This window comes from Achromobacter sp. 01N37 (genome assembly GCF_056399725.1).
Map to the genome: position 1 here is coordinate 196,207 of NZ_JBFTRX010000011.1, position 13,914 is coordinate 210,120.

General features: G+C 62.6%; 14 protein-coding genes. 10 read left to right on the forward strand and 4 right to left on the reverse strand.

What is annotated here, in order from left to right; translation table 11 throughout:
* Positions 1 to 2 precede the first annotated feature (2 nt).
* From AC1DSJ_RS22030 to AC1DSJ_RS22050, 5 genes are all read left to right on the forward strand, one after another.
* A complete protein-coding gene (locus AC1DSJ_RS22030; protein ID WP_175171507.1) occupies positions 3 to 713 on the forward strand; it encodes a glutathione S-transferase in 711 nt (236 codons plus the stop codon).
* 511 nt (positions 714 to 1,224) lie between these two features.
* Positions 1,225 to 2,700 carry a methyl-accepting chemotaxis protein gene (locus AC1DSJ_RS22035; protein ID WP_054427887.1) on the forward strand — a complete coding sequence of 492 codons (1,476 nt, stop codon included), beginning with the start codon at positions 1,225 to 1,227 and terminating at the stop codon, positions 2,698 to 2,700.
* A gap of 111 nt (positions 2,701 to 2,811) precedes the next feature.
* Complete coding sequence (locus AC1DSJ_RS22040) at positions 2,812 to 3,036, forward strand: DUF1653 domain-containing protein (protein ID WP_054427886.1); 225 nt, start codon at positions 2,812 to 2,814, stop codon at positions 3,034 to 3,036.
* A gap of 121 nt (positions 3,037 to 3,157) precedes the next feature.
* Positions 3,158 to 3,706 carry a 3'-5' exonuclease gene (locus AC1DSJ_RS22045; RefSeq protein ID WP_245636511.1) on the forward strand — a complete coding sequence of 183 codons (549 nt, stop codon included), beginning with the start codon at positions 3,158 to 3,160 and terminating at the stop codon, positions 3,704 to 3,706.
* Between the two features lie 39 nt (positions 3,707 to 3,745).
* Positions 3,746 to 4,105 carry a nucleotide pyrophosphohydrolase gene (locus tag AC1DSJ_RS22050; RefSeq protein WP_175171508.1) on the forward strand — a complete coding sequence of 120 codons (360 nt, stop codon included), beginning with the start codon at positions 3,746 to 3,748 and terminating at the stop codon, positions 4,103 to 4,105.
* Positions 4,106 to 4,108: 3 nt separating this feature from the next.
* On the opposite strand, the gene AC1DSJ_RS22055 is transcribed toward AC1DSJ_RS22050, so the two are convergent.
* Positions 4,109 to 4,399, reverse strand: coding sequence for an antibiotic biosynthesis monooxygenase family protein (locus AC1DSJ_RS22055; RefSeq protein ID WP_020926874.1), 291 nt, complete (start codon positions 4,397 to 4,399; stop codon positions 4,109 to 4,111).
* Positions 4,400 to 4,504: 105 nt separating this feature from the next.
* On the opposite strand from AC1DSJ_RS22055, the gene AC1DSJ_RS22060 reads away from it, so the two are divergent.
* From AC1DSJ_RS22060 to AC1DSJ_RS22070, 3 genes are all read left to right on the forward strand, one after another.
* The gene (locus tag AC1DSJ_RS22060; RefSeq protein ID WP_254600732.1) at positions 4,505 to 4,894 is read left to right on the forward strand and encodes a hypothetical protein; all 390 of its coding nucleotides are present in this window, start codon (positions 4,505 to 4,507) and stop codon (positions 4,892 to 4,894) included.
* A 388-nt stretch (positions 4,895 to 5,282) separates the two neighbouring features.
* The gene (locus AC1DSJ_RS22065) at positions 5,283 to 5,759 is read left to right on the forward strand and encodes a hypothetical protein (protein ID WP_054427883.1); all 477 of its coding nucleotides are present in this window, start codon (positions 5,283 to 5,285) and stop codon (positions 5,757 to 5,759) included.
* A gap of 44 nt (positions 5,760 to 5,803) precedes the next feature.
* Positions 5,804 to 6,559 carry a hypothetical protein gene (locus AC1DSJ_RS22070; RefSeq protein ID WP_054427882.1) on the forward strand — a complete coding sequence of 252 codons (756 nt, stop codon included), beginning with the start codon at positions 5,804 to 5,806 and terminating at the stop codon, positions 6,557 to 6,559.
* A 13-nt stretch (positions 6,560 to 6,572) separates the two neighbouring features.
* Here AC1DSJ_RS22070 and AC1DSJ_RS22075 read toward each other — a convergent pair whose 3' ends face one another.
* On the reverse strand, positions 6,573 to 9,005 hold the full coding sequence (locus tag AC1DSJ_RS22075; RefSeq protein WP_441372149.1) for a DUF3772 domain-containing protein: 2,433 nt from the start codon (positions 9,003 to 9,005) through the stop codon (positions 6,573 to 6,575).
* A gap of 302 nt (positions 9,006 to 9,307) precedes the next feature.
* Positions 9,308 to 10,225, reverse strand: coding sequence for a LysR family transcriptional regulator (locus AC1DSJ_RS22080; RefSeq protein WP_342067529.1), 918 nt, complete (start codon positions 10,223 to 10,225; stop codon positions 9,308 to 9,310).
* A gap of 242 nt (positions 10,226 to 10,467) precedes the next feature.
* On the opposite strand from AC1DSJ_RS22080, the gene AC1DSJ_RS22085 reads away from it, so the two are divergent.
* Entirely contained in the window at positions 10,468 to 11,985 is a 1,518-nt protein-coding gene (locus tag AC1DSJ_RS22085; RefSeq protein WP_441372145.1) for an acetyl-CoA hydrolase/transferase family protein, read from the forward strand.
* A gap of 153 nt (positions 11,986 to 12,138) precedes the next feature.
* Here the strand turns inward: AC1DSJ_RS22085 and AC1DSJ_RS22090 are convergent, their stop codons facing one another.
* Entirely contained in the window at positions 12,139 to 13,062 is a 924-nt protein-coding gene (locus tag AC1DSJ_RS22090) for a LysR substrate-binding domain-containing protein (RefSeq protein ID WP_441372146.1), read from the reverse strand.
* Positions 13,063 to 13,189: 127 nt separating this feature from the next.
* Between AC1DSJ_RS22090 and AC1DSJ_RS22095 the strand changes: the two genes are divergently transcribed.
* Positions 13,190 to 13,516, forward strand: coding sequence for a hypothetical protein (locus AC1DSJ_RS22095; protein WP_441372147.1), 327 nt, complete (start codon positions 13,190 to 13,192; stop codon positions 13,514 to 13,516).
* Positions 13,517 to 13,914: the final 398 nt, after the last annotated feature.

Sequence of the window (13,914 nt, forward strand, 5' to 3'; positions counted from 1 at the left end):
GCATGACCTACGACCTTTGGTATTGGGACGGAATTACCGGACGAGGCGAGTTCGTGCGCCTGGCATTGGAAGCAGGCGGAATTCCGTATCGCGAACGTGCGCGCGAACCCGGCGCAACGGAACGTACGCTGATCGACGACATGCAATCGCCACGCGCGCATCCGCCCTTTGCGCCGCCTTATCTGGTGGCGGGCAAGATGACCTTGGGCCAGACCGCCAACATCCTGTATTTCCTGGGTGAAAAACACGGGCTGGCGCCGGATTCCCTGGAAGGCCGGCTTTGGGTGAATCAATTGCAATTGACGATTGCCGACATGGTCACCGAGGCGCATGACACCCATCACCCCATTTCCGCCGACGACTATTACGAAGACCAGAAAGAAGCGGCGGTGCAGCGTGCGCGAGGGTTTCGCGATGAGCGCATTCCGAAATTCCTGGGGTATTTCGAACGCGTGCTGACGGGGCCAGACGCCTGGCTGGCGGGTGGTGAGCGCTGGACGTATGTGGACCTGTCGCTCTTTCATCTGGTTGATGGTTTGCTCTACGCCTTTCCCAAGCGCATGGGGACGGTCGCCTCGCATTATCCGAATGTCATGGCGCTGCATGCGCGCGTGGCGCAGTTGCCAGTGTTGCAGCCCTATTTTTCCAGCGACCGACGCCTGGCCTTTGGTGACGGCATCTTCCGCCAGTATCGGGAACTGGATGCGGCGTGACGGATGCGTGACGGATGCGTGACGGATGCGTAATGCCGGCGTAATGATGGGGTCGCGCTGATGAGGTCGCGCGATATGCCGCAAGATGCGTCTCGAATTATTTTCAGCGCATTAAATAATAGGGTCATTTGCTGCGCGCAAATGTGACCACGTAATCACTTTTCTGAAAATGCCGTAGCAGGCTTCGTATTAACCCTGATTAACGTGGCGGCCATGACTCCAAGCGGAAGTTGAATAATTTCTGAATCATTAATTTTTTGTCATGGCTATCGGGAAAATGTTGAGAAACACCCGTTTTTAGGATTAAATATTTTCGACTGGATACATTCAGAAGTGCTTATGTTTTTTTCCAGCCTGCCGTTACCGCATTGGCAACGGACCAGCAGGTAGCGATGCATGCGGCGCGGCATGCACTGCCTACGCTTGGGACGCGCCAGCGGTTCTGTTTTGACTATTTCGCTTGCCGATTTTTGTCAGCCACGTCGTCCCATCCTTGGCAGGAGATGCCACCATGCAATGGATCACTCTACGCCGGCTGTTTCGCGGAGACCGCGAAATGCCGAAGGCCGAACTCTACGGCCAGATCGAAGCGATTCACAAGGCGCAAGCCGTGATCGAATTCGATCTTCAAGGCCATGTGCTGATGGCCAACCAGAACTTTCTGGACACCATGGGTTATTCCCTGGACGAGGTCGTAGGCCAGCACCACTGCATGTTCGTCAACCCCGAAGAACGCGAATCCGCTGAGTACGCGGCGTTCTGGCACAAGCTGGGGCAGGGCGCCTATGACGCGGGGCGATATCGCCGGGTCCGTTCCGATGGCCGCGATGTTTGGCTGCAAGCCTCGTATAACCCTATTTTCGATAAGCGCGGCCGGCCGCTCAAAGTGGTCAAGTACGCCACCGACATCACTGAACAGCAGCAGCGGCAGGCCGATACCGAAGGCCAGCTCGCCGCCATTTCAAAGGTGCAGGCGATTATCGAGTTTGAGCTCGATGGCACGATCATCCGCGCCAATGATCTGTTCCTGAACGCAGTGGGGTATCAGGCCGAGGAAGTCGAAGGGCGCCATCACAGCATGTTCGTGCGGCCGGAAGAAGCGCGCGGCGCGGCGTACAAGGAATTCTGGCGCAAGCTGCGCAGCGGCGAATACGACACTGGGCAGTACCTGCGCATCGGCAAGGGCGGCAGGCAGGTCTGGATCGAAGCCAGCTATAACCCCATCTTCGACGCCGAGGGCCGGCCCTTCAAAGTCGTGAAGTACGCCACTGACATCACCAAACGCTTCACCGCGGCGCAAACCTTGCGGGTGGCCGTGCAGGGGCTGACGGAAAACGCCGAACGCGCCAGCCAGGCCAACGCGCTGGCGCTGGACGCCAGCCAGGTGGCCGAACAAGGCGGCAAGACCGTGAAAGGCGTGGTGCAGACGATGGGCGCCATTACCGAAAGCTCGCGCCGCATCTCCGAGATCATCGGCGTCATGGACGGCATCGCTTTTCAGACGAACATCCTGGCGCTGAACGCCGCGGTCGAGGCCGCCCGCGCAGGCACGCATGGCAAGGGCTTTGCCGTGGTGGCTGCCGAGGTGCGCAGCCTGGCGCAGAACAGCGCCGCCGCCGCCAAGGAAATCAAGGGGCTGATCACGACGTCGGTTGAGCAAATTGAAAGCGGTGCGGGCCAGGTGCAGTCGGCAGGGGCGACGATGGAAGACATCGTGGCGTCGTCGCGCCGCGTCACGGAGATCATGGCGGAAGTGGTGAATGTGTCACTCGCCCAGTCCGCCAAGCTGGGCGACGTTACCGAAGACATCACGCAGATGACTGCCGAGGCCGCGCAGACGTTGCGGGCCACGCAAGAGGCCGCGGATACCCAGGCGGCGCGCCAGCATGTCGGCTTCGTCAAGCCGGTGACGGCCACGGTGCGCGCAAGGCCGGCGGCCAATACGCCGCTGCCGCCCAAGCCGGTGCTGGAGTATGTGCGGTACTGAGGGCTGCCGTATCGGACCCGCGCGAGTGCGCTATAAAGACGGTATTGTCTGAACCCCAGGCCTGGGCCGGAACCTTCCCGCCCGGGCCACGTTATTTGTGGCACCCCGTCCATGACTGAATCCGAAGCCCTGGCTCTCGCCTCGCACCGCCATTACAAAGGCGGCCTGTACCTGTATGTGGGCACCGCCCGCCATTCTGAAACCGAAGAGTCGATGGTGGTGTACGAACATCTGTGGCCGCACGAGCGCGGCTTGTGGGTGCGCCCCGCAACGCTGTTCTTCGGCAAGCTGGCGGATGGCTCGGCGCGTTTTGCGCCGCTGCACGCGGCGTCTTAACACCGTGACGTTCTACAACCGGCGTCCGCGCACACCCGGCGTAACGGCAACGCTCGCGCCCGGCGTCACGCGTCCGCGCGCAACCAGCAGCCGCAGTACTGGCGCCCGAACCCAAGCGTCCGTGGCACTGGCGTCTGCGTTGCAAGCCCTGCGCGGCCCGTTCATCGTGGCCGACTTGGAAACCACCGGCCTGTCCACGGCCACTTGCGAAATCCTGGAGTTCGCGGCGGTGCGTGTTGAAACGTGCGGCACGTTGGCGCGCGAATACACGCAGGTGGTTCGCACGATGTCTCCGGTGCCGCCTTTCATCACGCGGCTGACCGGCATTACCCAAGCGGAAGTCGATCGCCACGGCGTGCCGGTGGTGCAGGCGTTTTCGTCGTTTCTTGAGTTCGTCGAAGACCTGCCCGTGTTTTTTCACAATGCGTCGTTTGACCGGCGGTTCCTGGGTGCCGCAGCCGATCGCACCGGCCTGCCGTTTGCCAACCCCACGCATTGCACGCTGGCCTTGGCGCGGCATGCCTGGCCGGAGCTGCCGTCGCACAAGCTGGAAATCCTGGCGCGCCATGTGGGCGCATCCAATCCGACTCACCGCGCGTTAGCCGACGTGCGCACCACGGTAGCGGTGGCGCTGGCCGCCCATTCGCGTCTGGCGGCGGGTGAAGGCTGATTCCCTTCGCCGGTTGCTTTGGTTTTTCGGGAAGCGTTCATGTCCGACCTTGAACAGATCAAACTTGCTTTGCGGGCCTTCACTGCCGAACGCGATTGGCAGCCCTTTCATTCGCCCAAAAACTTGGCCATGGCCTTGTCGGGAGAGGCAGGCGAACTGGTGTCGCTGTTCCAATGGCTGACCGAGGCAGAGTCGCGCAAGTTGACGCCGGAACGCCTGGCTGATGCGGCCGATGAGATCGCCGACGTGCAGATGTATCTGGTGGCGTTGGCCGATCAGTTGGGCGTCGACATTGCCGCGGCGGTGTCGAGCAAGATGGTGAAGAATGCGCAGAAATATCCGGCGGACCGGTTTGCGGGCAGCGCGCGCAAGTACAACGATCCGCCCGCAGATGCGTAGCCGTCAGATCACTTTCTGTTCGTGATGAACTTGCGGTGGTTCGACGAAAAAGCCCGCCACCAGCTTGCGCCATTCCTGGAAGTCGGCCGATTCACGGAAATCCACCATGTGGTTTTCCACGGTTTCCCAGTCAACGACCAGCGTGTAGCGCTGCGGCTGTTCAATGCTGCGGTACAGCTCCATGCCGTGGCAGCCGCGCGCGCGCAAGAATAGCGGCTTGGCCTGCGCAACACCTGCTTCGAACAGCGCTTCCTGGCCTTCGCGGACATGGATGCTGGCAATCTCCTGGATCATGACGGTGTCTCCAATTAATTGGGGCCAGGGTGGTCCTGACCGGCCGGAGTAGTATGGCTGAAAATTCCAAATCCAGCCTGTCCGATGACCCCTCGAGCCGTAACCTTGACTCGTCTTATTGCTGTTCGCCTGCTCTGGTACGCCGCCATTGGCGTGATCGCTTTCCTGGCCTTGTCGCTGCACACGCAATTCAGCGTGGTGGTCGTGCTGTCCGCCATCGCCATCTACATTCCCTTGTCGATGCTGTGCCTGCCGCTGATGGCATGGCTGAGCTGGAGCCGCGGCGTTCGCGCGCCCCTGCGTGGGCTGCCGTCTGCGTGGCCGGCGTGGTTGACCGCCACCTTGGGCATCGTGTTGTTGGCCAGCTATCACGTGCTGGCTGACCTTGATTTGGCCGAATGCGGCTTCCTGCTGCTCTTGGTGGCGGGCGACTTGTGGCTGGCGCGGCGTGAGGCCGCTCAGTTCTTTCGCGTGGCGTCCCGGCAGCAAGGCTGACAGTAAGTCTAAAGGCCATCAACGGCTTGCCCGCCGGCATGTGCGCTAGCCGCCTTGTCCGAGCGCACGGGCCATCTCCCCATCCATAAAGTTGAACCGCACGCTTGCGCGGCGCGCATCCTCTGCGCCTTTCATCCGCCATACGCATGGCGTGGCGACAGCGTGCTCGTCTTTTTCGCTGCATGTTTTACATATGTCTCTAGCCCACAAAGACGCGGTCCCCCGTTTAGCCGATACCGACGTGCCTAGGACGGAGCAATCATTCCGTACCAATACGAAAGTCCCACGCCCAACGTCGTTGTCAGGCGCGCAGCAAGGACGTAGCGGTCCGCGCCGGTCGGCCACCGGCACCTGTGCATCCGCTTCAAACGGATCAGGAGGAGCTCAAATGAAAAAGCTCGCAGCAGTCGCAGCGTTGTCATTGTTTGCCGCGTCGGCCTACGCCAGTGGACCAAGCGGTCCGTCCGTGTCTGTCACCGGCCACGCCGGCACGATCAATGGCACGGCCTCGTCCATCTCCAACGGCAGTTCGGTCGTAGCCACTCAGGTCAACGGCTATGGCTCGTCCAGCCAGACTTCGTTTGGTGAAACGGGCGGCGTCGCGCAAGTGGGCGGGACGTTCAACCGGGACGGCACCACGGTCGTGACCAGCACGCGGCAGTACGCCACCAGCGAAACCTACGGCCACGTGTCGGGCAATGCGCCGATCATGGTGGGCGACAGCATCGCCAACGGCGGCGCCTCGTTCGGCCAGACGGAAACCAAGGCATCGGCCTCGGGCACGTTCGCGTCGGCCAACATTGGTGCGTTTGGGGCGATTGGCGGTGTCGGCTCGATGGGCCACATTGGTGGCTTCAATCGCTGACCCAATTATCCGGACGGCTTCGGCCGTCCGGGCGAGGGGACATCATGAAGAACATAGTGCTTGCAGTCTCTCTGTCGCTTGCGGCCTGCACGGCCATGGCGCAGACCAGCAATTCCAGTTCCACGACGTCCGCGTCGTCGGGCTCGACCAATGCCGGCAACAACCAGGGCATTACGCTGAATTCCAATAACAGCGGTTCCAGCACCGTAAAGACGGTGCCGCCGGTGGGCGGGCAGAGCTTTTATGGATCGTTCTCGTCGGACAGCTGCATGGTGTCCGCCGGCGGTGGCGGTTCTGTGGTGGGGTTCGGGATGAACATCGCCATTCCGATCGAAGACCAGAAATGCAGCTTGCGGCGCAACTTCGAGCGCACGATGCAGGCGGCCGCGTCCACGAAGGACGCCGACCGTTCTCGCCGTCTGGAGACGGCGGCCATCGATATCCTGTGCCAGACCGACGACCGCACCAAGGCCGCGTTGGTGGCGCAAGGGCTGTGTACGAATCCCGCGCTGACGACGGCCGATCATCGCTTTGACACCACGGCGGTTGCGCAATCCGCGCCGACGTCGACCGCCGCTGGCGTCCCAGCCGCGCCCGTGCAATTGCAGTCGCGAGTGCAGCCACAGGGGCAGCCGCAATTGCAGTCACAATTGCAGTCACAAGCGCAGTTGCCTGTCACGGTGGCGCCGGTGCAGGCCTACCCGGTGCAGGCGGCGCAAACCACGGCGCTGGCGTCGCCGCCCCTGCGCAATCCGCGTCTGGACCGCCAGAAGTTTGCGGACCTGTATTCGCCGGGCTAAGCCACGCCCTTGATCAGCTGGAGGCCGGCGGCGCGACTCCGCCGGGGGCGTCCCCGCGTGGGGCATCCCCGCGTGGGGCGTCCCCGCTTGGGGCGACCCCGCTTGGGGCGACCCCGCTTGGGGCAACCCCGCTAGGGGCAACCCCGACGGCCTGCGGCGCGGAAGCCAGCAACATGGTGGGCGGCGACGACACCTCCAGCCCAGCATCGTTCAGGCGCTTGAGCACGGTGAACAGCAGCGCGCTGCGCACGCCATAAGCGGCGCGCGGCGACGACACATAGCCCTTGGCGTTGAAGATCAGGTGGCCGTTCTCGATGCCGTCCAGGAACACATTGGGGGCGGGCGTGTCCAGCACGTCCTCGTGGTCACCAAACGCCTGCAAGATCAGCTCACGCACCTGCTCGGCATCGGTCGATAGCGGCAGCGGCAGCTTGATCTGCACCAGGCCCAGCGGATTGGACCGCGTCACGTTGCGCACCGTCTTCGTCACGAATTCAGAGTTCGGCACGATCACGGTCGAGCGGTCGCCCATCTGGATCTCGGTGGCGCGCACGTTGATGCGCAGAATGTCGCCTTCGACGCCGCCCAGCGATACCCAGTCGCCCACTTTGACGGGGCGTTCGGCCAGCAGGATCAGGCCCGACACAAAGTTCTGCACCACCGCTTGCAAGCCAAAACCAATACCCACCGACAGCGCGCTGGCAATCCACGCCACGCGCTCCAGGCCGATGCCTGCCGCTGACAGCGACAAGGCAAACGCGATGACAAAGCCCGCATAGCCGAACAGCGTGGCGGCCGACAACTGCATGCCCGGGTCCAGCTCGGTCGTGGGCAGATAGCGGTTCGACAACCAGCGCTTGAGCATCTTCACGCTCAGCAGCGACAAGGCCAGCACAATCAGCGCCTGCAATACCGCGCCGGGGCGGATCTGCGCTTCACCAATCGCCAGGCCTTTGCGCAACTGGTCGAAGCGCTGGATCAGGTCCATCGGCCCTTCGCCGAACGGGGCCAGCAGCAGGATGATCGTCAAGAGACCCACGGCGACTCGGCCCAGGCCTGACAACAGCACGGCTGCCTGATCGCGCAGGCTCGGGCCTTCGGTATCGCCTTCGCGGTGCGACGTGCCCAGCAGCGTGCTGAAACCGTCTTCGATCAGCGTGGACAGCAGGTAGGCGGAGGCCAGAATGATCAGCACCCACAGCACTTGCTTGGCCAGGAAAGCGCCAAACGCTACATAGCCCGCCAGCAGGCTCGCCAGCCCCAGGATCAGCACGGTCCAGACGGCGCCCAGCAGCAGCGAAATCCAGAAGGGCACCGGCGCGTCGTTTTCCTGAATGCTCTGGCGCCGCAGCCGGCGGCTGATGGACAACACGGCGCCCATCGTCGCCATGATCAGCACGGCGACGATGCCGGTCAGCGTAATCGTTGTGGTCAGGCTGGCGTTCAACAACACGGGCAGGCGTTCCGCCAGCCAGATCATCACCACCAGCGTGCCCAGCAAATTAGGCAGCCAGCGCAGCCGCGTGGCGACGGCATCGCTGATGGGCGGCAGGCGCCACGACGGGCGATGCGTCGACAGCAGCGCATTGCCCATCCCGGACACATACCCGCCAAAACACACCGTGGCCACCAGCGTCACGAGCAGCGCGGAGGTGTTGTCCGAAAGCTGGGAATTCCAGTCCAGGCCGGTCTGAATCAGCAGGGCCACCAGGCCGGGCGTGGCGACCGACAGCACCACTTGCGCCACCGCCAGGAACGAGCGGCGCAACCGGCCGGGCGGAACCCGCGTTGCGGTCAGACGCAAGATAAACCGGCCGATCCAGACGCGCAGCGCAATCACGCCTGCCGCGGCGGCCAGCAGCAATAGCCAGCCCCATTTCGGCGTCTGGCCAACGGCGGTCGACAAGTCGGTGCCCAACGCTTCCAGCCGTTCGAGGTCACTGGGAAATTCTTCGCGGAATTCCTTCCAGAACTGGCTGGACAGGAATGAATCGCGGCGTTCGCCCAAGCGCGCCTGGAATTGCTTGCGGCGTTGCGCCGACACTTGTTCGGCGGTCTGCGCGGCATCCACGGACAGCAAGCGTGCCAGTTTGATCTGCGCGTCCAGCGCGCGGCTGTTTTTCTCCAGCTGCGTGCGCTGGGCGGCAACATCAGGCGCTTCCTTGGCGCCTTCCGGGGGCGAACCCAATTCACTGAGCCTGGCCGTCACGCTGGCCAGTTGCGGCGTCAGCGCGTCGCTGGCCGCGTCCGCCTTGGATTGAATATCGAGCGCGTCGCTGCGTTGCTGCATCAACGTGGCGTCGTCGGTTTCGTCCGCAACGCGCTTGCGGATGTCGTCGATTTGCTTGCGGGCGGCAGCCAGCACGGTTTCCGTATCGGCGGGCGTGGCGGGCGGCGCCGCAAACGCCGGCAACATACAGAGCGCCAGGAACAACGCCGCAAGCATTGCGGCGAAATTGGGCGTGCGGATGCGGCGGGCGCGTAAGAGCAAGGGGTGGCTGATCTGGGTCATTTTCTAAGGGCGAGGCACTCGCGTCGAGGCGGCAGCATAACGCGCCTGCGACCCATCCGTTGCAACAAAAACTAGTGCTTTGTCCCCTGTTTTTTTGCACCGGTAGGGAGGCGTATTGCCCCGATGCGCCGGGGGTGGAAAAAGGGCCGGATCGTTGGCCATGGGGGCATGGCCGCCAAGTGGCGCGGCCGCCCGAAATCCACGTTTACGCCGCCAACGTTTGGATTCAACTGAGTTCAGGCGACGGGGCCTCGGGGCAGGGCTTTTTTAGGTTTTCCCAGCACCGAATCACAGACGTCCAGCCAGGCACGGGCGGCAAACGACAGATAGCCCGATTGCAGCCAGATATGACCCACTTCCCACTGCATGCCCGACTTGGCCAGCTTCGCGGTGCTGAGTCCCCGCGTCTTCATGCGCTGCATCAGCGGCTCGGGCAAGAGCGCAACGCCGAGCCCGGCAGATGCCATCGCCACCAAAAAGTCCCAATGCGCGCTTTGTGCCGCGATGCTGGGTTGAAACCCGGCGTCGGCAAAGGCCTGGCGCAAGCGTCGCGTGATGGCGAAGTCATCGGTGGGAATCAGCAGCCGCGTGTCGCGCAGGGCGCTCAAGGGGAGCGACGTCTTCCCGGCCCAGGGGGCGTCGGGCGGGCCGATCACCCAAATCGGATAACTGCCGAACGCCTGCGCCGTCAGGCCGCTATCGGCCGCAATGGGCAGAATCGTGGCGCCGACTTCCAGTTCGCCGCTGGCCACCAGGCCTTCAACCGCCTGGCCCGTGCCTTCGCGCAGCGTCAGATGGATGCCGGGGTGCAGCTCGCGGAATCGCTTTACAACCGGCGTGAACAGCAGATTGATCATCGGCGGAATGCCGACTTCCAGCGCGCCGCGATGCAGGTCGGCGGTCTGGCGCAATTCCTCGGACAGCTGCCGCATGGTCTCCAGCACTTGCAGCCCGCGCTGGTACATCACGCGTCCGGTATCGGTCGGGCGGGCGGTGTGCCCGTCGCGGATCAGCAGCGGCGTGCCGGCTTCTTCTTCCAGCTGGCGAATCATCTTGCTGACGGTGGACTGCGTAACGAACAAGGCCTTCGCCGCCTGCGTAAAGCTGGCATGCCGAACCGTCTCGACGAAGTATCGCAATGCACGCACATCCATGTCCGGGCTCCTGGGCGCGTCGTGCGCAAAACACTCAATCAATGAAAAAAACGACTGGATTGAATGATTTTAAGTCATTACGAGATTTGAGCCGGCGTTCCTATACTGCCGAAAATTCATCCCGAGGCGGGCATACGCCAGCACCGGGATATCGGGAAACGCCGCGACAGACGGCGCCCGGGCTCGCAGGCGGCATCGCCGCGCCCGGCCGCAAGCCGTTGGCCTTTAAATTTGGAGACACCATGCATCTCGACCGTATTCGCCACCCTGGGCTGCACGCCAAGATCACATCCGCCGAGCAGGCGGCATTGCTGGTTCAGGACGGCATGACCGTCGGCATGAGCGGTTTCACCCGCGCGGGGGACTGTAAGTCGGTGCCGGCGGCCTTGGCCAGCCGCGCCGAACGCGAACCGCTGTCGATCACGCTGATCACGGGCGCGTCGCTGGGCCACGACACCGACAAGATGCTGGCGCAGGCCAATGCTCTGGCGCGCCGCATGCCGTTCCAGGTCGACACGACGCTGCGCCGCAAGATCAACCAGGGCGACATCGCCTTCATTGACCAGCACTTGTCTGAAACGGTTGAGCAATTGCGCGCGGGTCATCTGGGCCGGATCAACGTCGCCATTATCGAGGCGGCCGCCATTACCGAAACCGGCGCCATCGTGCCGACGATGTCGGTCGGCAACTCGGCATCGTTCGCGCAGCAGGCGGACAAAATCATCATCGAATTGAACATGGGCGTGCCGGCCGCCATCGAAGGCCTGCACGATATCTACGTGCCGGCCGACCGCCCGGCGCGCCAGCCGATTGGTTTGGTGTCGGTCGATCAACGTATTGGCCAGCCGTTTATCGAAGTTGACCCCGAGAAGATCGCTGCCATCGTCATCACGCATGAGCCGGACAGCCCGTCCAACGCCTTGCCGCCGGATGATGAAACCAACGCCATCGCCGGCCACATCAATACGTTCCTGCGGGGCGAAGTGGACGCGGGCCGCCTGACCAACGCGCTGCTGCCATTGCAGGCGGGCATCGGCACGATCGCCAACGCGGTGCTGCATGGCTTTGAGTCTTCGGACTTCGATAACCTGACGATGTACTCCGAAGTGCTGCAAGACAGCGCGATCGAATTGCTGGACCAGGGCAAGCTCGCGTTCGCGTCGGCCTCGTCGATCACGGTGTCCAAGCCCGTGTACGACAAGATCCTGGCCAACATGGAGCACTACCGCGAACGCATCGTGCTGCGGCCGCAGGAAATCAGCAATGCGCCCGAGCTTGTGCGCCGTCTGGGCATCATCGCCATCAACACGGCGTTGGAATTCGATATTTACGGCAACGTGAATTCCACGCACGTGGGTGGCACGCACATGATGAATGGCATCGGCGGGTCGGGCGACTTCGCGCGCAATGCGCATCTGGCGATCTTCGTGTCGAAATCCATGGCCAAGAACGGCGACATCTCCAGCGTGGTGCCAATGGTGTCCCATGTGGATCACACCGAGCACGATGTGGATGTGCTGGTCACCGAATGCGGCTTGGCCGACCTGCGTGGCTTGGCGCCGCGCGAACGCGCCCGCGCCATCATCCAGAACTGCGTGCACCCGTCTTATCGCGCCGCGCTGCAAGACTATTTCGACCGCGCCTGCCAGCGCGGCGGCCAAACGCCCCATCTGCTGGAAGAGGCATTTTCCTGGCACCAGCGTTTCAACGAAACGGATTCCATGCAGCCCGCGAAGCCCACGGCACGCAAGGCGGCCTGAACCCGCACGTTTTTGCTGCCGCCGTCTCGGCGTCCGCCAGGCCCTTCGAGCGAAGCGAATCCTGGTTTGTGGGGAAGGCTCCCGCCGGGCGCCGTGTTTTGGGTAGAGGTAAAGGAGCGCAAGCTGCTTTACCTTTTTTTTGCCCGGCGCCGTCTAGGCGTCGGATTCCGGCTGCGTCGTGACCAGCGCGCAGCGGGACAATTCCAGCTCTTCGTGCAGCCATTGCTTCAGCGCCACCAGCGGCGCCCAGTCGCGCAGGCTGGGCGGGTAGACCAGGTGATAGGTCTGCGCCTGTTCGTAATGCACGCTCATCGGCGATATCCGCACCAATCTGCCTGCGCACAGCGCGTCCGCGGCAAGGAGTTCGCGCCCCAGCGTGATGCCCAGCCCCTGTTCGGCGGCTTGCAGCATCATCCCCGCATCGTTGAAGGTCGCCACCGGCGTGACCGGCGTGCGCACACCCGCCGCATTGAACCAGTGCTGCCACATCTCGCGTTCGCCTAACAAGGGCTGACGCGCCAGGGTTTCGGGCGTATGGTCTTCAAGCGCAGCCGCGGTTTCCGGTGAGGCCAGCGCGATCAGGGGTAACGGCATGTCAAATAGCGGTTCGGACTCGGTGCCCGCCCACGGACCGCGTCCAAACCGAAGCGCCGCATGAAATCCATCGCGCACCAAGTCCACGACTTGCTGCGACGTTTCAATCTCCAGCGACACCCCGGGATTCCGAATGCGCCACCGGCTCATTCGCGGCAAGAGCCAGCGTTGCGCAAAAGAGGGCAGGACCGACACGCGCAGGCGCTGTTCGCTGCCGGTGGCCGCCGCGGCTGCGGCCATCACCCCTTCGTCCAGCAACGATAGGGCGCTTTGCACACTGCACAGCAGTGCGGCGCCCGCGCTGTTCAGCACAATCCCGCGCCCGCTGCGTTCAAACAAAGGGAAGCCCAATTGCTCCTCAAGGCCTTTGATCTGCTGGCTCACGGCGCTGTGTGTCAGGTGCAGCCGATCGGCTGCGGCGCGCAAATTCTGTAATTCGGCGACGGCGCGGAAGGCGGGCAGGGTATTCAGAGGCAAGCGCATGACGGGCTTTTCAGGAGAAAAATCAATTCGGTTAGCTTAGCTGACCAATAGTCCAAAAACAATTCGATTTTCAGCCTGGTATTGGGCGATTACGCTAACCAAAACGTCGGAAACCAAGGAGCCGATCATGTCTGCCCATACTTGCAGTGCCTCTTCCTCTCTATTTGAGTCTGCCGCCAAGCCTTCCCAGCAAGTGTTTGCGTCACCAGCAGCGCCCGCCCCGGTGGCGGTGGTGGCGGATGCCCCGCATAAGCCGCGCGCGATGGGTGGACTGCTGGGCAAGCTGGTTGCTGCGGTCCGTCAATGGCGAATTAAGGCGCGGATGCGCAACCAGGCCGCCGATATGGACCCGCACATCATGCAAGACATCGGCGTGCCGGACTGGCTGGTGAACGAAACCACCCTGCATCGCGAGCTTAGCCGCATGCGGGATGCAGACTACATGCGCTGGTAGGTGTCACTGCCGATGGGCCGGTCAAAATTCGCCCCTCTATATATAGAGAGAAGTGCTTGGTCGAGGACCTCTCTATATATAGAGGGGCGTTGGCCTGTTAGGCGGCAGGGCGGGTGAGTAGAAATATTTGCTGCATGGACATGACAGTGCAAAAACTTGTGCTATAGTCTCGCTCCTTCGCAGTTCAGACAGTTTTGAACCGCGAAGGCAAGGCAAGCGCAACAGGCCGAACGAGGGTCTCCAAAAGGAGAAACGAGCCAGGTCTGCCGCGAAGCGATCAGAAATGAGAGCCAAGCGGTTATTGCAAGGATTGCAGCAAATTAGGCAAAAGCCAGTTGCACAATCTGCAAAAATCGTGCTATAGTCTTGGGCTTGGCTGGTGATGTTGATCAAGGGTT